At 60.6% G+C, this 21,749-nt stretch carries 22 protein-coding genes; 7 read left to right on the forward strand and 15 right to left on the reverse strand.

Features of this window, described 5'->3' with window-relative positions; genetic code table 11:
* Positions 1-15: 15 nt before the first annotated feature.
* From D3D01_RS19550 to D3D01_RS19565, 4 genes are all read right to left on the reverse strand, one after another.
* The gene (locus D3D01_RS19550) at positions 16-1,731 is read right to left on the reverse strand and encodes a DHH family phosphoesterase (protein ID WP_121513431.1); all 1,716 of its coding nucleotides are present in this window, start codon (positions 1,729-1,731) and stop codon (positions 16-18) included.
* A 35-nt stretch (positions 1,732-1,766) separates the two neighbouring features.
* On the reverse strand, positions 1,767-2,195 hold the full coding sequence (lrpA1, locus tag D3D01_RS19555) for an HTH-type transcriptional regulator LrpA1 (RefSeq protein WP_004591923.1): 429 nt from the start codon (positions 2,193-2,195) through the stop codon (positions 1,767-1,769).
* Between the two features lie 85 nt (positions 2,196-2,280).
* Positions 2,281-3,219 carry a thiamine pyrophosphate-dependent enzyme gene (locus D3D01_RS19560; protein ID WP_101350340.1) on the reverse strand — a complete coding sequence of 313 codons (939 nt, stop codon included), beginning with the start codon at positions 3,217-3,219 and terminating at the stop codon, positions 2,281-2,283.
* A gap of 3 nt (positions 3,220-3,222) precedes the next feature.
* Complete coding sequence (locus tag D3D01_RS19565) at positions 3,223-5,121, reverse strand: 2-oxoacid:acceptor oxidoreductase subunit alpha (RefSeq protein WP_101350339.1); 1,899 nt, start codon at positions 5,119-5,121, stop codon at positions 3,223-3,225.
* Between the two features lie 266 nt (positions 5,122-5,387).
* On the opposite strand from D3D01_RS19565, the gene D3D01_RS19570 reads away from it, so the two are divergent.
* Together D3D01_RS19570 and D3D01_RS19575 are read left to right on the forward strand one after the other, a co-directional pair.
* On the forward strand, positions 5,388-6,107 hold the full coding sequence (locus D3D01_RS19570) for a DICT sensory domain-containing protein (RefSeq protein ID WP_121513432.1): 720 nt from the start codon (positions 5,388-5,390) through the stop codon (positions 6,105-6,107).
* Between the two features lie 66 nt (positions 6,108-6,173).
* Complete coding sequence (locus tag D3D01_RS19575; RefSeq protein ID WP_121513433.1) at positions 6,174-6,353, forward strand: hypothetical protein; 180 nt, start codon at positions 6,174-6,176, stop codon at positions 6,351-6,353.
* Between the two features lie 18 nt (positions 6,354-6,371).
* Here D3D01_RS19575 and D3D01_RS19580 read toward each other — a convergent pair whose 3' ends face one another.
* Entirely contained in the window at positions 6,372-7,169 is a 798-nt protein-coding gene (locus D3D01_RS19580; RefSeq protein ID WP_101350337.1) for an N-acyl homoserine lactonase family protein, read from the reverse strand.
* Positions 7,170-7,777: 608 nt separating this feature from the next.
* On the opposite strand from D3D01_RS19580, the gene D3D01_RS19585 reads away from it, so the two are divergent.
* Positions 7,778-9,106, forward strand: a complete 1,329-nt coding sequence (locus D3D01_RS19585; protein ID WP_101350336.1) for a Cdc6/Cdc18 family protein — start codon at positions 7,778-7,780, stop codon at positions 9,104-9,106.
* An 843-nt stretch (positions 9,107-9,949) separates the two neighbouring features.
* Here D3D01_RS19585 and D3D01_RS19590 read toward each other — a convergent pair.
* Positions 9,950-11,104: an acyl-CoA dehydrogenase family protein gene (locus tag D3D01_RS19590; protein ID WP_101350335.1), complete on the reverse strand. Its 1,155-nt coding sequence runs from the start codon at positions 11,102-11,104 to the stop codon at positions 9,950-9,952.
* Positions 11,105-11,230: 126 nt separating this feature from the next.
* On the opposite strand from D3D01_RS19590, the gene D3D01_RS19595 reads away from it, so the two are divergent.
* On the forward strand, positions 11,231-12,004 hold the full coding sequence (locus tag D3D01_RS19595) for a DUF6517 family protein (RefSeq protein WP_121513434.1): 774 nt from the start codon (positions 11,231-11,233) through the stop codon (positions 12,002-12,004).
* A gap of 15 nt (positions 12,005-12,019) precedes the next feature.
* Here D3D01_RS19595 and D3D01_RS19600 read toward each other — a convergent pair whose 3' ends face one another.
* From D3D01_RS19600 to D3D01_RS19615, 4 genes are all read right to left on the reverse strand, one after another.
* Positions 12,020-13,672 (reverse strand): long-chain fatty acid--CoA ligase, encoded by a 1,653-nt coding sequence (locus tag D3D01_RS19600; protein ID WP_121513435.1) that lies wholly within the window; start codon positions 13,670-13,672, stop codon positions 12,020-12,022.
* A 102-nt stretch (positions 13,673-13,774) separates the two neighbouring features.
* Complete coding sequence (locus D3D01_RS19605; protein WP_049944153.1) at positions 13,775-14,377, reverse strand: chemotaxis protein CheC; 603 nt, start codon at positions 14,375-14,377, stop codon at positions 13,775-13,777.
* A gap of 101 nt (positions 14,378-14,478) precedes the next feature.
* Positions 14,479-15,147 carry an O-methyltransferase gene (locus D3D01_RS19610; protein WP_101350332.1) on the reverse strand — a complete coding sequence of 223 codons (669 nt, stop codon included), beginning with the start codon at positions 15,145-15,147 and terminating at the stop codon, positions 14,479-14,481.
* A 50-nt stretch (positions 15,148-15,197) separates the two neighbouring features.
* Positions 15,198-16,235 carry a hypothetical protein gene (locus D3D01_RS19615; protein WP_101350331.1) on the reverse strand — a complete coding sequence of 346 codons (1,038 nt, stop codon included), beginning with the start codon at positions 16,233-16,235 and terminating at the stop codon, positions 15,198-15,200.
* A gap of 193 nt (positions 16,236-16,428) precedes the next feature.
* Here D3D01_RS19615 and D3D01_RS24280 point away from each other — a divergent pair, with 193 nt between their 5' ends.
* Positions 16,429-16,587, forward strand: a complete 159-nt coding sequence (locus tag D3D01_RS24280; protein WP_014040640.1) for a hypothetical protein — start codon at positions 16,429-16,431, stop codon at positions 16,585-16,587.
* Between the two features lie 109 nt (positions 16,588-16,696).
* Here the strand turns inward: D3D01_RS24280 and dhaM are convergent, their stop codons facing one another.
* The 5 genes from dhaM to D3D01_RS19640 all read right to left on the reverse strand — a co-directional run bounded on the left by dhaM (position 16,697) and on the right by D3D01_RS19640 (position 19,911).
* Positions 16,697-17,077 carry a dihydroxyacetone kinase phosphoryl donor subunit DhaM gene (gene dhaM / locus D3D01_RS19620; RefSeq protein ID WP_101350330.1) on the reverse strand — a complete coding sequence of 127 codons (381 nt, stop codon included), beginning with the start codon at positions 17,075-17,077 and terminating at the stop codon, positions 16,697-16,699.
* On the reverse strand, positions 17,077-17,787 hold the full coding sequence (gene dhaL, locus D3D01_RS19625) for a dihydroxyacetone kinase subunit DhaL (protein WP_121513436.1): 711 nt from the start codon (positions 17,785-17,787) through the stop codon (positions 17,077-17,079). Before dhaL ends, dhaM begins: the two co-directional genes overlap by 1 nt.
* Positions 17,784-18,782, reverse strand: a complete 999-nt coding sequence (dhaK, locus tag D3D01_RS19630) for a dihydroxyacetone kinase subunit DhaK (protein WP_121513437.1) — start codon at positions 18,780-18,782, stop codon at positions 17,784-17,786. The genes dhaL and dhaK overlap by 4 nt, the downstream gene beginning before the upstream one ends.
* 134 nt (positions 18,783-18,916) lie before the next feature.
* Entirely contained in the window at positions 18,917-19,507 is a 591-nt protein-coding gene (locus D3D01_RS19635; protein WP_121513438.1) for a thioredoxin family protein, read from the reverse strand.
* 71 nt (positions 19,508-19,578) lie between these two features.
* Positions 19,579-19,911, reverse strand: coding sequence for a hypothetical protein (locus D3D01_RS19640; protein WP_121513439.1), 333 nt, complete (start codon positions 19,909-19,911; stop codon positions 19,579-19,581).
* A gap of 117 nt (positions 19,912-20,028) precedes the next feature.
* Between D3D01_RS19640 and D3D01_RS19645 the strand changes: the two genes are divergently transcribed.
* Together D3D01_RS19645 and D3D01_RS19650 are read left to right on the forward strand one after the other, a co-directional pair.
* Complete coding sequence (locus D3D01_RS19645; protein WP_053969292.1) at positions 20,029-20,523, forward strand: Lrp/AsnC family transcriptional regulator; 495 nt, start codon at positions 20,029-20,031, stop codon at positions 20,521-20,523.
* A complete protein-coding gene (locus D3D01_RS19650; protein ID WP_121513440.1) occupies positions 20,520-21,665 on the forward strand; it encodes a pyridoxal phosphate-dependent aminotransferase in 1,146 nt (381 codons plus the stop codon). Before D3D01_RS19645 ends, D3D01_RS19650 begins: the two co-directional genes overlap by 4 nt.
* Positions 21,666-21,749 lie beyond the last annotated feature (84 nt).

Genomic DNA, 21,749 nt, shown 5'->3' on the forward strand with positions numbered 1-21,749 from the left:
ATAAAAAAGGCTCGCCTACGACCGGTCGTTGTCATCTGGTTCGATGAGTGTCTCCGGGCTGTCCGCCTCCTGCTCTGACTCGTCGTCTGTCGGTTCAGCCGCGTCGGCTGCCTGTTCTGTCTCGTCATTGCCGCCTTCGTCACCGTTTTCGGGAAACATCACATCGGAGTTCCAGTCCGTTGTGCTCTCGTCGCCGGCCTCCCCAGATGCGTCTTCAGCCGTCGCGGGGGTATCTTCGCTGTCCTGTCTGAGCGCCGTCGACTCCGTGAACGCGGCCACGTCATAGTCGGCGCGGGCATAGACACGGCCGAGCAGCCGGTGGGACCGCGACTGGATGGCGTCGAGAAACCGGTCGGAGACAATCGATCGGACGATTTCCGCCAGCGACCCCTCGCGGTCGTCGACGGTAATCATCCCGAGGTCGATCTGTGCGCCCGCCATATCGGCGTGACCGCCTGCGGACCCGATCTGCCCGAAGGCGTCCCGGAGCGCCTCGCCGAGGTCGATATCCGCGCCGCGTGCCCGAGCGGACGCGTAAATCGTCCCGTCGACGACGCCGTACACCATTGTCGCATGGACGCCTTCCAGATCAAGTAGCCTGTCGGCCGCCTGTGCGAGCGCGTCACGGTCACTGATCTCGCCGACGCCGGTCAGGAGCACTGACCCCTCCTGTTCGCGGTTCGAAATCGCGCGGCCGATGACTGACAGCGTCTCCGGACTCACACTCGGGTCTTCGATACGCTGGAGCGTCGCCATGTCAGCGTTTGTCACGAGATGCGCGGCGGCCTCGAAGTCCGCGGCAGCGACTTCCCGACGAAAGTCCTTCGTGTCGACCTGAATGCCGAATAGCAGGCCCGTTGCGATAGGTGTCGGAATGTCGATGTTGAACCGCTGGAGATAGTCGACAAGCAGGGTGCTCGTCGCCCCGACGCCGCTGCGGAGGTCAACGAAGCGGGCTTCGACTGGGACACGCGGCGGGTGGTGATCGATGACGATGTCGATAGGTGTCTCCGGCGGGAGCTGGTCGTTGACACCGGCTCTGGAGTGATCGACGAGGGCGAAGCCGTCGAACGCTTCCAGCTCGTCCGGCGACTCAGCATCGAGGTTCCGGAGGTCGAATTCGAGGAGGTTAACGAACGCCCGGTTTTCCTGATGCGAAATCTCCCCGTAGTAACAGATTGTCACCTCGCAGTCGGCCCGTTCAGCAAGCGCGCCGAGGGCGACAGCGCTAGCAATCGCGTCAGGATCGGGATTGTCGTGCGTGACGACGGCGAGATGGTCGTCGATGTCCCGGAGCACCTGATGGAGCTGTCTGGCTCGTGTTCCTTCGTCGCCGACCGATTGGGTAACGTAGTCAGTGATGACTGTCTCCGGCGTGACCAGCCGGTCCGCCACGCTGTCGAGTCGGTCGCGCTGGTCGACCGTCGCGCCGTGCCCGGCGTAAGCGAGGAGGAACGCGTCGGGAAAGCGGTCACGCGCGGTCAGTGCCGCGTTGACGTTCTGTTCTGGCTCTTCGCTGGCGACGATGACGCTTTCGGGCTGGATGTCGAGACCGGTGAGAACAGACGGATCAGCCTGGTCGGCTTCGTGGACATCGATTCCATCCGCTCGAAGCGTTTCAGCACGGTGCTCGTCCTGCGTCACGACTGCCAGATCACCGCGGTCGCCGCTAATCGCGTCGAGAATGTCCGCGGCCGTTGGCCCGAGGCCGAGCACCAGCCGAGAAGGCATACCGTGCAGTCAGCGCTGGAGCGTCTAAAAACCCGTTACTTCAGCCGTTCCTGGAGAAACGACGGATGTGCGGCGGTAACGCCGTCGAGGGCGAGAATCTTGTCTTCGATGACATCCGCCAGCGAGTCGCCGTCCATCGCTCGGACCTCCGCCATCAGCATGTGGTCACCGCTTGACGTGTACAGTTCTTCCATCTCCGGAATCTCTTTGAGGTTCCGCGTAGCCTCAACGTAGCAATCGCTCGCGATATCGATGCCGACCAGGGCAATCGACTGGCCTGCTAGCTTCTTCGGGTCAACATCGGCGGAGTACCCGACGATGACGCCCTCCTCTTCGAGCTTCTGGATGTATTTCCGGACTGTCGGTTTCGATACGTCGGCTCGCTCCGCGATTTCTGCGTACGAGGCCTGTGCGTCCTCTTCGAGGACCGACAGGATTCGACGCTCCGTAGACTCGGCACTCATGGACTAATCTTTTCGGTGCATGAAAAAATATCTTCCGAACCGGAAACCGTCGTTCGAGATGGTATTCGCAGTCCGGCAGCGAGTCTTATTTGTGGTGTTCGAGGAGGTTGTCGTAGGTCCGCTCCCACTCCGCGTCCTCGTCGAAGTACCGCTCTGCGAGCGGTTCCTCGGGCATCTCGCCGATCTGGCGCTTCTCCTCGCCGTAGGATGGGCGACTGTCATCGACGTACATGCGACCGGTCAGCACTTCGCCCTCGTAGAGGCGTTCCTCGGTCTTTCGCATCATCTCGGCGGCTTCCGCGCGGTCCGAGACGTCGAAGTCGAACTCATCGGACTGCTGGACGTCCGTGTACGGGACGTAGTGTTTCGCGTCCTTGTTCCAGGTCGGACACTGGGTCAGGAAGTCGATGTGCGCGAAGCCGTCGTGTTCGATGGCTTCGGCGATGATTTCCTTGGCCTGGTTCGGGTTCACAGCCGCAGTGCGGGCGATGTAGGTCGCGCCGGCGTTGAGCTGCTGGGACAGCGGCCGAATCGGCGACTTCGCCGACCCGTGGGGCTGTGTCTTGGACTTGTGACCCTTCGGCGACGTCGGCGACGTCTGGCCCTTGGTCAGCCCGAAAATCTCGTTGTTGAACACGATGTAGGTCATGTCGTGGTTCTCACGGGCCGTGTGGATGGTGTGGTTCCCGCCGATACCGTAGCCGTCGCCGTCCCCGCCGGCCGCGATGACTTCGAGGTTGGGGTTGGCGAGCTTCGCGGCCCGGGCGACGGGCAGCGAGCGGCCGTGGATGGTGTGGAACCCGTAGCTGTTGAAGTAGCTGTTGAGCTTGCCCGAACAGCCGATGCCGGTAAACAGCGCGACCTCGTCGGGGTTCTTGCCGACTTCCGGCATGGCCTGCTTGAGCGCCTTGAGGACGCCGAAGTCGCCACAGCCCGGACACCAGGTCGCCTGCGGTTCGATGCCGGGTGTAAACTCGTCGCGCTCGATTTCGCGTTCTTCGTTGATTGCTGAGAATGCACTCATAGGTTAGTCACCTGCCGCGGGTAGGTACTTCATGTTGCTCGCGGCGAGTTCCTCGCCGTCGATGCTGGACTCGAACCCGTCGACGATTTCGGCGGGCTCGAAGGGGTTGCCGTTGTACTTGAGCAAGCTCGACATCTTGTCGCCGTACTTGCCGAGTTCCTTCTGGGTCAGGCCGCGGAACTGCGCCGTGGCGTTCATCTCGACGACGAGCGCCTCGTCGACCGATTCGAGCCACTCGGAGACTTCCTCCTTCGGGTACGGAGCCATATCCGAGACGCCGAGCGCCTTCACGGAGTGGCCGTTCTCGTTGAGCCGGTCGACAGCCTCGAAGACGGTCCCCTGCTGGCTGCCCCACACGAGGATGCCGTAGTCGGCCTCGTCGGGTCCGTGGTAGGTCTGGTGGGACGTGTTTTCGTCCAGATCAGCACGGATGTCGTCGAGCTTGTTGAGCCGACGGTTCATCTGGGCAACGCGGTTCTCGGGGTCCTCGCTGATGTGGCCCGACGGGTTGTGCTCGTTGCCTGTCGCGAGGAAGCGGCCGTCTTTCTGGCCCGGCACGGAGCGCGGGCTGACGTTCGAACCGTCTTCGGGTTCGTGGAGGAACCGCTGGAACTTCCCGGAAGAGTGGTGTGCGGCGTCCTGAATCTCCTCCTCGGTGAGGACGGACCCGGGGTCGGCGTTGGGCTCCTCGTCGAAGTGGCTGGCAGGGAGATTCCGGAGTTCGCCCTGTATCTTCTGGTCGTAGATGACGATAGCCGGAATCTGGTACTCGTAGGCAATGCGGAACGCCGAGCGGGTCTGGGTGTAACACTCGCGGATGTTCGCCGGTGCGAACACGACGCGAGCCGAATCGCCCTGTGAAGTGTACAGGACGTGTTCGAGGTCCGCCTGCTCGGGCTTGGTCGGCATCCCTGTCGAGGGGCCGGCTCGCATCGCTTCGACCAGCACGATAGGCGTCTCGGTCATCTCCGCCAGTCCGAGCGGCTCGGACATCAGCGCGAAGCCACCGCCGGAGGACCCGGACATGGCCTTCACGCCGGCGTGGGACGCACCGAGGGCGAGCGCGGCGGCCGCGATTTCGTCCTCGACCTGCTCGGAGATGCCGCCGAACTCGGGCAGGTGTTGGGACATGATGGTGAACACGTCGGTCCACGGCGTCATGGGGTAGCCCGAAATGAAGCGACAACCCTCGTCGATTGCGCCGTAAGAGATAGCGTTCGAGCCCGAGAGGATGACCTGCTCCTCGTCGTGAGAGCCCTCGGGGACCTCGATGTCGTGGTCGACGTCGAGTTCACTCGCGGCTTCGTAGGCGTCGTGCAGGACGTTGAGGTTCGCTTCCTGCATGTCGCCGCTCATGTTCTGTTTGATGAGCTTCTCGAACTCGTCGGTGCTGATGTCGAGGATGGCCGCGGTCGCGCCGATACCGGCCGTGTTCCGCATGATCTCGCGGCCGTGTTCCTTGGCGATACCGCGCAGATCCATCGGGACGACGTGCCAGTTGTTCTCCTCGGCGGCCTCTTCGAGACCGATCTCGTCGACGTCCTCGTCGTCGAGCAGTCCCTCGTCGTAGAGGAGCACGCCCCCTTCTCGGAGGTCGTCGAAGTTCTCGTACAGCGGTTTCAGCTCCTCTTTGCCGTAGTAGGCCTCTTCCTGTGGGTTACGAGCGAAGGAGTCACCCAGTGCCAGCAGGAAGTTGTAGCCGTCCCCGCGGGACTGTACCGGTTCGTCTTTCGCACGTACTTCCACGTACGTGTGGCCGCCGCGGATACGCGACGGGTAATGACGATGTGTGAACACGTTCAGCCCCGACCACATCAAGGCCTTCGCGAAGTTCTGGCTTGTCGAGTCGATTCCGTCACCGGAACCACCGGCGATTCGCCAGATTAGTTCGTTGTCTGTCATTGTGAAATCCTCGGCCCCAGCTCTGGTGCCGTACCAGTCCGTTGGGGGGCCATGACTAAAGATTTTCCACTACATCACCACTCATTAATCGTTATCTTTCGCCACAGGACCTCAGATTGCCGTTTTCGAAATGCGGATTCGTCGGTGTTTGTGCGTATCCCTGCATCCATTTTATACATTTCTGTGACACTTTTTGCCTGTGATTACCGATGCGCGTTCCTCCTCCCGCAACGACTAACACAGTGAATACCGTTGTACAGTCGAGGATGTCGTTAACGGAACTCATCGCCGGCGTCGAAGACCACCAGAAGACGCTGACTATCTTCAACGCCGGGCCGACAGCGGCCGAAGACCTGCGCGAGCGCTTCGCAGACCGCAACGTTCACGTTCAGACCGAGCAGACTGAGAGCGGGCGACCGGGCGAGTTTATCACCCTCAGCGAGGACGAGGAGGTCATCGCAGCTGCGAGTCTCACTTCGTTCACCGACTCGCTCGAACAAGGCCGTCAGTACATCACGCGGGACAACAGTCCGTACGCGTCGATTCTCGACCACCTCGACGAGACGATGTTCACCTCGTGGTCTATCCAGCGGATGACTGCCGCGTCCCGCGAAATTGAGGACCGCGCGTGGCGGGTGGGCCAGGGGACTCTCCACGCCGGCTTCCAGACGCTCTCGACCCTGCAGGGCGAACTCGACCTCTACGAGCGGCTGGGCGAGACCGACGTGGACGTTCATGCCTATGCCGTCCCTGACGTTGACCCGCCCGAGTACAGCACGTTCACGCTGCATCTGGAGCGGTCCGACGAAATCGCCGACTCGTGGTTCGTCGTGTTCGACGGCGGCGGTGACCCGACCCAGAAGTGCGCCCTGCTGGCCGAGGAGCGCGAACCACGCGAGTTCTACGGCTTCTGGACGTACGACGAGTCGACAGTCGACTGGATTATCGATTATCTGGAGGAGACGTACGGTTACCTCGAACAGTGACGGCTCCCCCCGACCTGGCCACCGCGGTCCGCACGACGGCCGACCCGTCGGCAGCCTTGCGGAAACATGTCACTTGACGACGCACGTGAGTTCCGTATCGAGGAGACCGGTGAACGCGTCAACGGTCTCGAACTGGAGTTACACTTGTTTTTCGGCGTGTGGGCAGTCGTCGAGCGCCACGATGACCGGTGGGTCGTAGCGACCGAAGGCGGCGAACGCCGAACTCTCGTCGCTGTCTCGGACTGACTTGACGCGAACCGTGTCTCAGTCCATCGTCCCGGATGCGTCCTCAAACACCGCGAGATCGTGGCCGAGCAGCACTTCGGCCCCTGTGGCACGCTGGCGGTCGCGGCACCGTTCGAGGCTCTCCTTCCACGCGCCGTTGTTCCACAGGAGGCTCGTCGCCATGGGCTGGCCGGCGTAGTTGGCCTCGACGTACGCTTCGTCGCCGACGACCAGCAGCGGCTGTTCCGGCCGGTCGATGAACGCGCCCATGAGTCCCGGCGTGTGTCCGGGGAGGTGCAGCAGTTCGACACCGTCGGTGAGATGATGGCTGTCGCCGTGGACGACCTCCCAGTTCAACTCGCGGTCGAAGTCGCTGGCGAGGTAGGCGATAGAACCCTCGTCGGTGTTAGCACTGTAGTACGCGAATGGGAGTTCGTCACGGTGGACGTAGATCGGCACGTCTGTTCCCGCGAAGTTGTGCAGGCCGCCGGCGTGGTCCAGGTGCAGGTGGCTCATCACGACGGCGTCGATGCCGTCGACGCTGTAGCCTGCATCTTCTAGGTCGGCTGGCAGAGTGTGCTCGGCGGCATCGACGTGCGCGAACGCCTCATACAGCGGTGTCGGCCAGTACCCGGCTCCAGCCTCCGGGTGCGAGCCGGTGTCCCAGAGGACGGTCAACTCGGGCGTTTCGATGACAAGGTTCCACACGACGTACGTTTCGTACTCGTGTTCCGGGTCGCGGTTCGAGGCCGTCGCAACGCTGTGTCCATCGACGACAAAGTTTCGGTCAGCCTGTACGCGGCCCCGGTCGACGAACGTTACTGTGAGATCGTCCATACGGCGTCTACGGGCTGTCACAAAGTAAAGACGATGCCGTGTGTCGTGGGTAGGATCGGTTCTGTCTGCGGTTCACTGTGGAATGTAACTGTATGCCAGACAGACGCCGGGGCGTTTTTATACCAAATCTCGCTCACAGATTGGGACCCACACACACCACCGTGCAAGTGTTCTTGGCATTTGCAGGGGTGGGGGTGGGGAGGGGTGGAGCCCCTTTTTCTTATTTAAGCGGACGCAAGATTGCTCTGGTCTGTTGAGATTATGTGATCTGGCCAGTAGCTCAATGCGGTGATTTAGGTGCGATGAGAGGCTTATTGGTGGGAAATCTGTAGAACACGCTATTCAACATGTACCAGTATAAATTGCATGTACAGCAAGATATAACAATTATATTCTAGTTCTATATCTACTCTGAATCGAAAAAGCAAGAATCGCAGGACTCAAGTGTGTTAGCTCAGCTCTCGACGTAGCGGACCGTTCGTGCCTGTTTTCGAGATGGAGTGGAGAAACACTTGCAGGGTGGTGTGTGACTGTTCGACGTAGGAACACTTGAAACACTTGAACGGTGGTCACTGGTTTTATATAGAGTCACTCGAAAGGTGGCATACATGGTCGACGTGAACGAGAACCCGTTCGATGGGACTGATGCAATCTTCGAACGAAAGCAACCGCTGAAAAAAGACACGTTCACGCCGGATACGATATTTCACCGCGACGAGGAGATCGAGTTCTACATCAACGCGCTTCAGGATGTCATTGTCGGCCACGACCCCAACAACGTCTTCGTCTACGGCCCAACAGGAGTCGGAAAGACGGCGGTTACGAAGTGGGTACGGGACAAACTCGAGGAGAAGGCCGAGGCCGAGGACATCCCGCTCACCGTTGTCGGGCCGATAAACTGCCGGAACTACCGGTCAGCGTATGCACTGGTGAACACGCTCGTCAACGAGTTCCGGGATCCTGAGAACCAACTCCCGGAGAGCGGTTACAGCACTGACAGCGTCTTCGAATTTCTCTACGAAGAGATTGAAGCTGTTGGTGGGAACGTCCTCATCATTCTGGACGAGATTGACAACATCCCAGCGGACGCGCGGAACGATTTCCTCTACGAACTGCCACGGGCTGAAGCGAACGAGAACACGCCGATCACCGATGCGAAGGTCGGACTCATCGGTATCTCGAACGACCTCAAGTTCGTCGACGTGCTGGAACCCAAGGTAAAATCGACGCTGGGCGAGCGAGAGATCAAGTTTGGCCCGTACGACGCGACCGAACTTCGCGACATTCTGGGCTACTACGCCAACATCGCGTTCCGGGAAGACGTACTCGGCGAAGATGTCGTCCCGCTTGCGGCGGCCTTCTCGGCACAGGAACGGGGCGACGTTCGACAGGGGCTTCGAATTCTGGAAAAAGCCGGGGAGTACGCGCGGATGGAAGGCGCAGACGGTGTGACGGAAGCCCATACACGGCGGGCGACAGACACCATCGAGACTGACGAACTGCTGGATTACTTCGAGCACGACCTGAGTTCACAGCAGGCGCTAACGTATCTCGCGACGACGCTTGCACTTATCGAACCAAAACACGAAGCGTCGACGAAACGGATCTACAACCTCTACTCCTCTATCGCGGAGTCGAGCGGCCGCCGTGTGAAGTCTGAGCGGAAAATCTACGAGTTCCTTGACCAGCTTTCGATGCAGGGGCTGGTCCGCTCAGCCGAGCGCAACCTTGGTCGCAAGGGCGGGCGCAAGTACATCTACGAAGTCACCGACGACCCGACCGATATCATCAACGCCGCCCTCCAGTCATCCTACAGTGATGCCGTACCGAGTAACGTCAACGGAATTCTCGAACACTATCTGGAAGACGAGGCGACTGAATTCGAGGCACCGGACACCACTGACGATGAGCAACAGAACCTCTGGCAGTTCACGTAGCCCACGTTTTTGCACACCCCTTCCGGCTCACGCGGCAGAACACTTGCACGGTGGTGTGTGTGTGTGTTCAGCGGCAGTCTCCATATCGTGACGACAAGAACAGTTGCACGGTGGTGTGTGTACCCACAATCAATAATAAGCTGGATGCGACTATGCAGGCATCTGGCATCTGGTCCCCGCTGCGGTGTGTAGAACACTTGCAGACCGGTGTGTCCTCTTTCGCTACCACAGCCCCACGGTATTCCGTTTCGAAAACACTTGCAGGGTGGTGTGAACCCTCGATCCGACGGGAAAACCGCCCAAAACGGTCTTTTTGAAACACTTGCAGGGTGGTGTTCCGATACAGTCTTCTCGCTTAGTACGTGAAACACTTGCACGGTGGTGTGAGGGGACGCATTGAGACTCCGAACAACGCAATAAAACACTTGCAGCGTGGTGTCTTCGGGAATTTCAGATGTCTGTACACCGCCGTGTGAACACTTGCAGGGTGGTGTGTGAACGCGTGTTCACTGTTCTAGTCCGGTTGCAACCGAACTAAAAACACTCGCAGGGTGGTGATAGAACACTTGTATAGTGGTGTCGGGTCAGCTGGTTGGTGATGTCAGAACACTTGTAGGGTGGTGTACCAGCTCAGTATGACCCACACAGACCGCGTACAGTAGCGTACTGACCAGTCTAGTTGGTACATTCGGGCTGTAGAGACTGTCAGGGGTGAACTGCCGTCGTAGCGACAGCTGGCCAGTCAGATTCCCCAAAGAACACTCGAAGGGTGGTGTTCCCGCGAAAAACACGCTGTCCGTGACCCAATCAATCAACCGGTGTCTGTCGGCTGATACCGACCGGTTACATCGGGGCTTGGTTGTAGATGAGGTTCCGCTGGATGTCGTTGGCTCCTTCGTAGATGACCGGAATCCGAACGTCGCGGTACACGCGGGAGATCCGGTTCTCCGTTAGCACGGACCGGCCGCCGTGGAGTTGCATCCCCTTCTCCGCACAGTCCATCGCAGCCTCGGTCGCCTTGGTCTTTGCCAGCGCGGCCCAGTAGCCGGCGTTCTCCTGATTGGCGACGCGCTCGGCCGCGTGCCAGGTGAGGGCTCGGGCGGACTGGAGGCCGAGTTGCATATCGGCCAGTTTGTGCTGGACAGCCTGGAACTCGTCGACGGTTTTGCCGAAGGCCTCGCGGTCGTGGACGAACTCCCAGGCTTCTTCGATGGCCGCCGCAGCGAGACCGATGCCGTGGCCGCCGACGACAACGCGACCGTGATTGAAGAATTCGGCAAGCATATAGAAGCCAGCCCCTTCGACGCCGATCAGGTTCTCTTCCGGAATCCGGCAGTCGTCAAGCACGATGTGGGCCTGCTTGGACGCCCGGAAGCCCATCTTCTCGGGGATGTGTTCGGCGTGGTAGCCGTCGGCATCCGTCGGGACAATAAACATCGAGTAGTTCCCATAGCGGTCGTTCGGGTCGTCGCCGGTCTTGGCGTACAGCGTCACCCAGTCCGCCTCGACCCCGTTGCCGATCCAGTACTTTTCGCCGTTGATCACCCACTCGTCGCCATCCTTCTCGGCGGCCGTCGTCATCCCGGCGAGGTCGCTCCCCGTCTCCGGCTCGGAGACAGCGAGGCCAGTAAGCTGGTCACCGCCGGCGACGGGCTTGAGGAACTCTTCTTTCTGCCAGTCCGCGCCGTGGTCTTCGACAATCTCTGCGCCGAAGCTAGCGAGCTGAATCGTCAGCGCGATCCCTGCGTCGGCTTTGTACAGTTCCTCCGCCATCGCAAGCATCTGCTGGAGGTCGTAGCCGCTCCCACCCCACTCTTCGCCGATATCTTGAGCGACGAGTCCGGCCTCCGTCGCCGCTTCGAGCACTTCCCAGGGGTACTCTCCGGACGCGTAGTATTCCCCTGCAACTGGTTCGATGTGCTCCGTGGCGAACTCCCGAGCCTCTTCTTTGACCTCGTGTGCGTGCTCCGGAACGAGTTTCTCGGATAGTAGGTCCATGGCAAATATCATGGTTTGTGTACTCATATACTCCGTGGAACTCTGCCAAACACCGTCGTAGTTGTTTTCTGGAAACTCCTGATAATCGGCCAGCACGCTTTTGCATGGCTGTGGCCTTCCTCGAACATGAATCGTCGAGACTACCTGCTCGCCGGAGCAACCCTCGGAACCGCCGGGCTTGCGGGGTGTTCGTTTCTGGCTGCAGCCGAGGCACCGCCACCGAACGTTCCGACAGCACAACTGAAAGACGGTGGCTGGACGCGAACGGACCAGTCCTCGGACACAGTGTTCGACCGAAGCTACGGTCCGGTTTCGGTCGAGGCCGTCTCCAGCACGGTCCAGTATGTCGACGAACAGCTACAGGAGCGCGTCGCCAGCCGTACCCTCGACCAGGTCCAGACTGCGCTCTCCGTGTTTTTCGCCACGCGGGTGGATTTCAGCCCGAACCTCGACAATCTCCCGGCTGGCGCGGGCCGCGAGGAACTACTTTCGGAAGTCAGAACAAACGCTCGCGACAGTTTCGAACAACAGATGGAAGCGCAGGGGCTGACAGACATTGAGCAATCCGGCGAGGGAACAATCGATATCGCCACCGGTGAGACGGCCGAAACGGTCGAACTGTCCGCTGTGTACCCGTTCGAGGGAATCTCTTTCGCGGTGACGGAAAATGAAGCGGTCGAGATACCGGCCAGCAACATCGACATCTCGGCGATGTTCGCCGTCTGGCACCACGGTGATTTTGTCATCATCTCCGGGGGTGCGTACCCGGCGCAGAACTTCGTGCAGACCGTCGAAACCGACCTGAGCGACGGCATCACGGTCTCAGTCGACGTCGACCTCGGCCTCCAGCCAGCCACCTACCGGACCGAAGTTCGGGATCTCGTCGCAGGCGTCCAGTAACTGTACCGTACTCTCTCACTCAGGTGCGGCATCGTCGGGGACGCGGCCCTCAACGAGCGATTCGTCGGCGTACTCGTCACGGAGCGACTTCTTGTCGAACTTCCCGGTTGCTGTCTTTGGCACTTCGTCGATGGTGATGAAGTTGTCCGGGACCCACCACTTGGGGTAGGAGTCGAGGATGTGCGCCCGGAGTTCGTCACCGAGCGTCTCCTCGTCGGCGTCGGCCGTCGGAACGATCATCGCGAGGGGGCGCTCCTGCCAGCGCTCGTGTGGGACACCGATGACTGCGGCTTCGTTCACGTCGTCGTGGGCTATCAGTTCGTTCTCTAGTTCGAGCGAGGAGATCCATTCCCCGCCGCTCTTGATGACGTCTTTCGCCCGGTCGACAATTTTGATGTAGCCGTCCTCGTCGACGGACACCACGTCGCCGGTCTTCAGATAGCCGTCCTCGAACTCCTGTTCGTTCGCATCCGGCCGCTTGAAGTACTCCGTGGTCACCCACGGGCCGCGGATGTGGAGTTCGCCGAAGTCCTCGCCGTTGTGCGGGACCTCGTTGCCGTCGTCGTCGATGACACGGAACTCCAGCCCGGGCGTGACGAGTCCCTGCTTTGCCCGCTTATCTAGCTGCGTCTGGTAGTCAGCGTCCGCCAAGTCACTCCGCAGGGACGCTACCGCACCCACCGGAGCCGTCTCAGTCATCCCCCAGGCGTGGACCAGTTCCACATCATGGTCGTCGAAGAACCGAATCATTGCTTCCGGCGCGGCGCTTCCGCCGACAATGAGCCGCTCAAGCGATGAGAGGTCGACATCGTTCTCTTTGATGTACTCCATCAGCCCCAGCCAGACAGTCGGGACACCAGCCGTGACGGTGACATCCTCTTCCTCGATGAGCTTTGCGAGGTCCGCCGGCTCCGGCTGTGGCCCGGGGTAGACGTGCTTGGCCCCGCCAGCAGTTGCCGAAAACGGGAGGCCCCACGCGTTGACGTGGAACATCGGGACGACCGGCATCACGACGTCGTCGTCGTCGAGCGGAATCCCCTGTGGCGACTGAATCGCCATCGTGTGGCTCCACAGCATCTGCTGGGTGTACTCAACGCCTTTCGGCCGCCCGGTCGTGCCGGATGTGTAACAAAGGCCGGCAGGACGCTCCTCCTCCAGTTCGGGCCAGTCGTACTCCGTCGGCTGGTCGGCGATGAACGACTCGTAGGCAACAGCATCGAGGTCAGTGTCCGGGACGGACTCACTCATCACGACGAACTGCTCAACCGTTTCGAAGGAGTCGGGATCATCGGCGGCGGCACCCTCGAGTTTTGGCAGGAGCGATTCGTCGACGAAGATGAGTTCGTCCTGTGCGTCGCTGATGATATACTGGATGTGTTTGTCGGGCAGGAGCGGGTTGATCGTGTGTAGCTGCGCACCGGTCCCCGGCACCCCGAAGTACGTCTCGAAGTGACGGCTGTGGTTCCAGCAGAATGTCCCGAGTCGTTCGCCGTCGCCATAGCCGGCTGCCTCGATTGCGTTCGCTAGCTGCGCCGTCCGCTCGGCATATTCGGCGTAGTTGTGACGGACGATGCCCTCGTGGGTACGAGAGACGACCTCTGTGTCCGGATATAGTGTTTCTGCACGCCACAGGAACGGTCGGAGAGTTTGTGGGCTACCTCCTGGCATATCATGACGCAAGGGCCCACGATACAAGAAACACTGCTAAATCTTTTATGAAGGACAAGGAGTTCATCCGTCGCGCCCGCCGTCTCCATCATTACGGCCTGCTTACACTTCGATTTCCTGCATCAGGTCGACCAGTTCTTCGAGTTCCGGAAACGTGTACACCTTTACGTTGATATCGGACTCCAGTGCGTGGACGCGGGAGTCGAACATCAGCGCCATCTCGTTGTCCCGATCGCCGACGAGCTGGTCCACCATTCCACTCCCCGGGCCGAACGTGAAGTTCGGCGTGGAGATGTCGATGGTGGTATCGAGCACGTTCGCCCAGCCGTCGATGAAGCCGCTGGTCATTATGTTGCCGATTTCCTGAATCGCTGATCGCTCCATATCAGTGAAACCGCTCGCGTTGGGGTCTGTCTCACCCATATCGCCGATCATCCCAGTAGCGAGGTCCTTCGCACTGGCGGCGTTGAACAGGAACAGGATATGCCCATGGGGCTTTTCGACCATTTCGATACTGATACCGATCTGCTTCTCGTCCCCGACGTGTGTTTTGATATCCGGGATATCGATGAAGTTGATCTTCGTAATCTCCATCTCCGTCTCCATCCCTGTCATCTGGCTAAGGTGATTCGCAACGGTGTTCCCGCCCTCTTTAGCCATCTGATTGAACAACCCGAGCTTCCGAATATCTATCATCAGACTCATTCGTTAGGACCAGCGTTGCCGCTGAGTTGTGTGCCCTCATACATAAGCTATGCACCCGCATTTTCGTCGGCGAGAATCGGAGCGTGTTGGTCCTGTGCCGCTCACTCCATACGGACGCTCACGGCAACGCCCTCGCCTAGCGGCAACAGCCCTGTCTCGAACTCCGGGTCGTCGCCGACGCATTCGAGATACGCGGCGATACCGCGACTCGTTTCGTTCGCATCGATGTCATCGCCGTCCAGCAGTGCCCGGACTGCCTCGAACTCCAGCGGCCCGGCCTCGATCATGTTATCGGCGACTACGGCCCCGCCGACCGGCACTTTCTCCCGGACAGCCTCGAAGGCCTCTGTATATCGGTGTTTCTCGTTGTCGATGAGCACAACGTCGAACGGGCCGTCGTACCCCTCGACAATTTCGATTGCGTCCCCGTGCTCGAAGGCCGCCCGGTCGCTGAACCCGCCGCGGTCGAGGAACTCACGGGCGTCTTCGAGTTCGTCGGCGTCAATCTCCGTCAGAACGATCTGCCCACTGTCGGGCACGGCTGGAGCCATCCAGTAGGCCGAGTAGCCGAAGCCGGAGCCGAACTCGAAGACGCGGTCGGCGTCGACCATCCGGGCGACGAGGCGGAGCCACCCGCCGACTGCGGGGCCGACCGTCGGGAATCCTTCCCGGTCGGCTTTGGCGTCCATCTCCTCGATGACTGCATCGCTGGCCGGTGCCAGTGTCCGGGCGAACTGCGCTGTCACTTCCGGGAGCGGGGTTTCATCCATGTCGGGCTATGTCGGGAGCGGTGACATAAATGAGTGGGTCCAGGCCGGGACTAACCGAGTTCGAGGCGTTCGACGTACCGGATGACCGACTCCAGCGCGGGATTGTGATAGTACTCGACAGTGTTGGCCGCCGTCTCGTATGAGAGAATCCCGAGATCGTCCAGCCGCGGCAGGTGGTTGTGTGCCAGCGATACGCCCACTTCGTCGCGCGATTTTGGCGTCTCCCTGGCTGGAATCGCCTTTTCGCGCTCGTAGACGCGGTCGACGAGGTCGTCAAGTGGGATCTCGGTTTCAGACCGGTCTTTCAGGTGATACAGGAGACTCCGTCGCCGCGGGGCGGAGATCAGCTCCAGCACCTGATCAAACGAGTACGGTATCGGAATCGTTTCGGGTTCCTCCGGGTCGCCCTTCTTGACGCCGCCGGGTGGGGTGACGGTATTCCGAAACGTCGGCGACTCCTCTGCGTCTTTCGACGCCGTGACGGTCCAGCCGTGGCCCGGGAGATACTCGTAGACGACATCATACAGCGGCCGAAACATCTCAACTGTCTCTTCCGTATGAGCCTCCGGGTCCATGTGGTGGTGGCTTGAGACGTTCATCTCGGCACACTGGCGGTTCAATGCGGTCACCAGCGCGATGACGCGGTCACGCTCCCAGGACTCGAGCAGTCCAGTTATTGAATGGAGACAGAGCAGTAGCGGCGCATCCGACTGTTTCAGTCGACCGAGATGTCGGGAGACGGTCGCGCCGATATCTATCGGGGCCACTGTCCCGGGGAGGGTATCGAGCGTCAATGAGGGAAATGCGCCAGAGGCCGCTGCCTGTGAGTTCGCCGGTAACTCGCTGCCGGCGTCGACGATGATCGCCTCCTCGGGCATCTCGTCGTCGAGGTGCTGTTGCCACAGCGAGAGGCGGGAATCGGGGGACTCAGTCACTGTGACACAGATTGCTTTCGACTCACTGGCCCCTTGCTCAGCCAGGAATCCTGCACAGCCCTCTCGTTCGGCGTCGCTCGAATCGCGTGCCAGCACCAATACGGACGACGCCTCTTTCAGAGGTTGGTCCACTGTCCCACTCCCGGAGTTCATTGCGTACTGTATCGTATCAGGAACCATAAAGGCATCAACAAATAAGCGTTCTCTAGACAGACGATACCGGGTAACGACCATGTTCTAATACGAGCGGCATCCGTCTCGGCTCTCGCTGTGTAATCAGTTCGTACTGTGTGCCAGTGCGTCTCGATTCCGAGGATTTTTGCAGTGCTAGGCGGTAGTATTGACTATGCCAATCATGTCGAGTAGCGACTTTTCTATCCACATCGAGGAGTGTGACGAGTTTGACGATGGGATGCCGATAAGTTCGCTTCCGGACGAAGTCACGTCCATCGACGACCTCGATTGCGAGTGCTGGAGTGGGTTCGAATCGCTGGACGAAATCTAACAGGAGCACAACAGCCTGCGTTTCATCGCTGGGCCTTCGGTCGACGGCTGTCAGGTGTGTGCTTGCCGGAACTCTCGTCGGTCAACACGCACCGCCAGCATGACTTCTTTCAGAGCTTGTCGACATCCCGAGCCGCTTCTGCCTGTTCCCGGACGGAACCGAGCGTCGCGTCCGGGCTGGTGGCGGCTACCGCCGCGTTGACTGCGCCCTCCAGCACTGGCGCGTCCGCTATCGCGGCCTCAGTCTCGCTCAGTTCGATGGCGACCTCGGTGTTCATAACGGCGCTACCGAGGTCCACGAGGACAACGACACCGTCGCCGTCGTCGGCGGCAGCAAGCGCCGCTTCGATGTCGTCGGGGACCGTCCCGATACCACCGTCACTGTCGCCACCGACCGGTTCGATGGGTGTCTCACCGGCCATCTCCGCGGCTATTTCCGAGATTCCCTGTGCGGCAGTGTAACTATGGGAAACGACAACGAGTCCTACCATTACTCCTCGGTCGCCTCCCCATCGGGAATCGTCGGAGAGGTGGCGTCGACCGACGGGACTACCTGGTCGAGGTGATCTGCGGCCGTCGCCAGCAGCTCTTCCATGATGTACAGCGTGCTTGTCGCTCCCGGGTCTTGATGCCCGACTGACCGCCAGCCCAGATACGACGCCCGACCCTTTGCGGCCCGGATGGGGACGGTGAATGCGACGCCGTGCTCCGCTGCCGCGACGGCTTTCGCGAGGGCGTCGAGCGGGGGCAGGTCGTCCGTCTCGACGGACTTCTTGAACGTGTGAACCGCTGGGACGAGCGCGTCGACCATCGTCTTGTCGCCGACCTTCGCGTCGCCGCGGTCCTGCACCTTCTCCAGGTACGTCTCCGCGAAGGCGACGGCCGATTCGGCGGTGAGGCCGTCGCTCAGCTCCGCACTGGCGAACACGAGCGAACCGCCGTACAGCGGCCCCGACGCCCCACCGACCTCCGACAACAGGGTCTTTCCGGCAGTTTTGACGACCGCCTCCACCGTTGGGCTGTCGAGGTCGGTAACCGCTTCGGCTGCTGCCTGCCACCCCCGGGCCATGTTACCGCCGTGGTCGGCGTCGCCGATTGCGGAGTCAAGATCGGTGAGGTGCTCCCGTTCGGTCTCGATTCTGTCCGCGACGTTCTCGACGGCCGCGACGGCAGCGGCCGCGGCGTCGCTCTCCGGGCTCATCGGACCGTCAGAGCCGGTGTTTCGGCTGGCGCGCCCAGCAGCGCTTTCAGTTCCTCGTCCACCGCACAGACCGTAATTGAACACCCTGCCATGTCCAGCGAGGTCATGTAATCTCCCACCCACGCGTCCCACGTCTCGATGTCCCGTTCACCGAGGAGTTCCTGCAAGCGACGGTTGACGACGAACAGTTCCATCTGTGGCGTCCCGCCCATCCCGTTGACGATGGTGACGACCTCTTGGCCGACGTCCAGTTCGAGGTCGTCGAGGACGACCTCGGTGAGTTCCTCGGTAATTTCGTCGGCGGACATCGCCTCTGTCCGCTCGACCCCCGGCTCGCCGTGGATGCCGATGCCGAGTTCGATTTCGTCTTCGCCAAGGTCGAACGTCGGTTCCCCCTTTTCAGGGGTGACACAGGAGGTGAGGGCCATGCCCATCGTCCCGACGTTGTCAACGACCTTCTGTGCCACGCGCTGTACCTCGTCGAGGTCCGCGCCTTCAGCGGCCTTCGCGCCGGCGGCCTTGTGGACGAGAATCGTCCCACAGACGCCGCGGCGACCGCTCGTGTACAGCGAGTCCTCGACGGCCACGTCATCGTCGACCACGACTTCGGCGACTTCCGTCCCCTCCATCTCCACCATCTCCCCGGCCGTTTCGAAGTTCATCACGTCGCCCTCGTAGTTTTTGATGACCAGCAGGACGCCCGCCCCGCTGTCGCAGGCGTCGACCATCGCTTCGAGTTCGTCCGCTGTCGGGGAGGTGAACACTTCTCCCGCCGCTGCACCGTCGAGCATTCCCTCGCCCAGATAGCCGGCGTGTGTCGGCTCGTGACCGCTCCCGCCGCCGCTGACGACCGCGACCTTGTCGTCGACCGGCGCACTGTCCCGGACCAGCACTTGTGTGTCAGGTAACCGGCGAACGGTGTCGGGGTACGCCGCGACCATCCCGTCGAGCATCTCGTCGACAACCGTCTCCGCATCGTTGATGAGCTTCTTCATGATCTATGTTGACGAATGTCTCACCACCGCATAAAGGTACTGTAGCTCGGGATGTCTCGACCGGTCTCCACAGGTCGTCACTCGCTCCGGCAACGCAACTTCCCGAAGCTTCCGCTCGCGCTCTGCCGTTCTATTCAGACGTCCCAGTAGGCTGGTTCGTTACCGGGCTTCCACTTTATCGAGCACCCTCTGGATGGTTTCTCGACTGCCGTAATCTGGTCGCCACTGAGCAACGTTTCGACGTGTGCGGCCATCTCCCGCTCGCTCGGTTCGTCGTCCGGGTTCGGTGCGTCGTCGAGGCGGCCGTGGTACGCCAGTTTGAACGTTCCATCGTCGTTTCGGAACAAGAACGGATCGGGGGTACAGCGAGCGCCGTACGCGGCCGCGACATCCTGTGCTTCATCGAACAGATACGCGTTGTACTGTATCTCTCCACGGTCGACGAGTTCCTGCATCCGCTCGAACGAGTCGTCTGGGTACTCCTTGGGGTCGTTGGCATTGATCCCGACGACAGCGAGATCGTTGTAGTCTGTCGCGAGACGGTTTAGCTCTCCAATCTTCGCTTTCGCGTACGGACAGTGGTTGCACGTAAATACGACCAGTAGTGCGTCTTTGTCCGCGAAATCCGACAGTGAGTGCGTTTTTCCGTCCGCTCCCGGGAGTTCGAACGTCGGTGCTCTGTCCCCACGTCCGAGCACGTCGGACTCCGAATCGAGTGAAACCATCGCTTCCCACTACGACTGTCACCGTCAAAAGTCCACGGACGCTGGGCTGACTTCTGTGACAGCCGCTTTACTCAGTTGTCCACTTCGCCAGATGTCGCTGCTGCGGCATCGAAAGCCTTCGCTGCCTCGAACGCCTCGCTCCCATTGTCGACGGAGAACAGCGTCTCTTTCCCGTCTGCTTCGTGTTTTTCCAGCAGCCCGACCGTCACTAGCTCGTCGAGCGTCCCATCAAGGTACAACGTCTTCAGCGGCACGCCGGCCGCTTCACTCAGGGCGGTTTTCGTGTACGTCTCGTCCGCATCGAGACGGAGTAGCGTGTCGATAACTGTTGCCGCCTTATCGTGGTTCGCGATGTGTGCCCATCCCGTGTCGGAATCTGCCCGCTGGCCACCCTCTTCGAACATTAATCAACATCTAACCGGCAGAGATATTAAAACCGTCTGGTGTGGTTCGACCCGAATGATGTGATCCTCTCCCACTATTGAGCAAGGCTTTTGTCCGCGTCACTCTGCTGGCACTATATGAGCAGTCGCCGCGAGATACTCGACCTGCTACGGGAGAACGCTCGCTACACGACCGAGGACATCGCTCGGTTGACCGATTACTCCGAGAGCGAGGTAGCCGAACTTATCGACGAATTTGAGGAGGCAGGCATCATTCGCGGCTATCAAGCTGTCGTCGACTGGAACGCGGTCGAGAGCGACGAGGAACGCGTCCGTGCCACTGTCGAACTCAACGTTACGCTGGACCGTGAGACCAGCTACGACGACATCTCCGACCGGATCGCGAAGTTCCCGGAAGTGACGTCACTGCGCCTCGTCAGCGGTGACTACGACTTCGATCTGGAGGTTGAGGGCGATTCGATGCGCGAAGTGTCGCACTTCATCAGCGACAAAATCGCACCAATCCCCGAGATTACGCAGACGGTAACCCACTACATCATGGAGTCGTACAAGGAGCAGGGGATGGAGTTCGACGACCACGACGACGATGACCGGCTGTCCGTCTCACCATGACGTTCGAGCCAGCGGACAGAGTCGACAGCGTGCCGCCCTCCGGCATCCGTCGATTCTTCGAACTGGCCGAGGAGATGGACGACATCATCTCGCTCGGGGTCGGTGAGCCGGACTTCTCTGCCCCATGGGCGGCCCGTGAAGCCGCTATCGCGTCGCTCGAACGCGGCCAGACCTCCTACACCGCCAATCGCGGCAAGCGGGAGCTCCGGGAACGCATTGCAGACTACGAAGCGGCGACACACAACCTGCAGTACGACCCTGACGAGGAAATCCTCATCACCGCGGGTGCGAGCGAGGGTATAGACCTCGCTTTTCGGGCGCTGCTAAACCCCGGAGACTCAATCGCTATCGCCCAGCCCTGCTACGTCTCGTATGTTCCTGGTGCGACGTTCGCCGGTATCGACGTGATTGACGTTCCGACACGCGCCGCAGACGAGTTCAAACTCACCCGAGAGGTGCTGGAGTCGTCCGGTGCGGCCGAGGCCGACGCACTCGTGTACTGCTACCCCAACAATCCGACCGGAGCGACGATGACGGCCGAGGAGATGGCGTCCGTTGCAGCCTTTTGCCGCGAAAACGACCTCCTCGTGTTCGCCGACGAGATCTACGCCGATCTCACGTACGAACACGACCACACGTCTATCGCGACCCTTCCCGGGATGCGCGAGCGGACCGTCGTGTTCAACGGGTTTTCCAAGGCGTTCGCGATGACGGGGTTCAGACTGGGCTACGCGATGGCCCCGCCAGAGGCTATCAAGGCGATGAACCGAATCCATCAGTACTCGATGCTTTCGGCCCCGACAACGGCTCAGCACGCCGCTATGGAGGCACTCGACAACTGCCGCGACGAGGTCACGGAAATGGCCGCGCAGTACGACCGCCGACGGAAGTACGTCCTCACGCGCTTCGAAGAAATGGGACTTGATTGCTTCCCGGCGGCTGGGGCGTTCTACGCGTTCCCGGAGTGTCCCTGGGACGATGCCGGTGAGTTCGCCGAAAGTCTGCTTCAGGAAAAGCGAGTCGCGGTCGTCCCCGGCACAGCCTTCGGCGAGGGTGGATCAGGTCATCTGCGAGTGTCGTACGCGACGGGCCTTGATGACCTCAAAGAAGCGATGGCCCGGATAGAGTCGTTCATTAATTGACAGTAAGGGTCGGCGAAACATTCAGTATGGTCCACTTACTACCGTGAGGAGACCGTGATACAAACGACCGGAAGCTCTTTTTCA

This window comes from Haloarcula sp. Atlit-7R, from assembly GCF_003666065.1.
In the GTDB taxonomy this organism is placed as follows: Archaea; Halobacteriota; Halobacteria; order Halobacteriales; family Haloarculaceae; genus Haloarcula; species Haloarcula taiwanensis.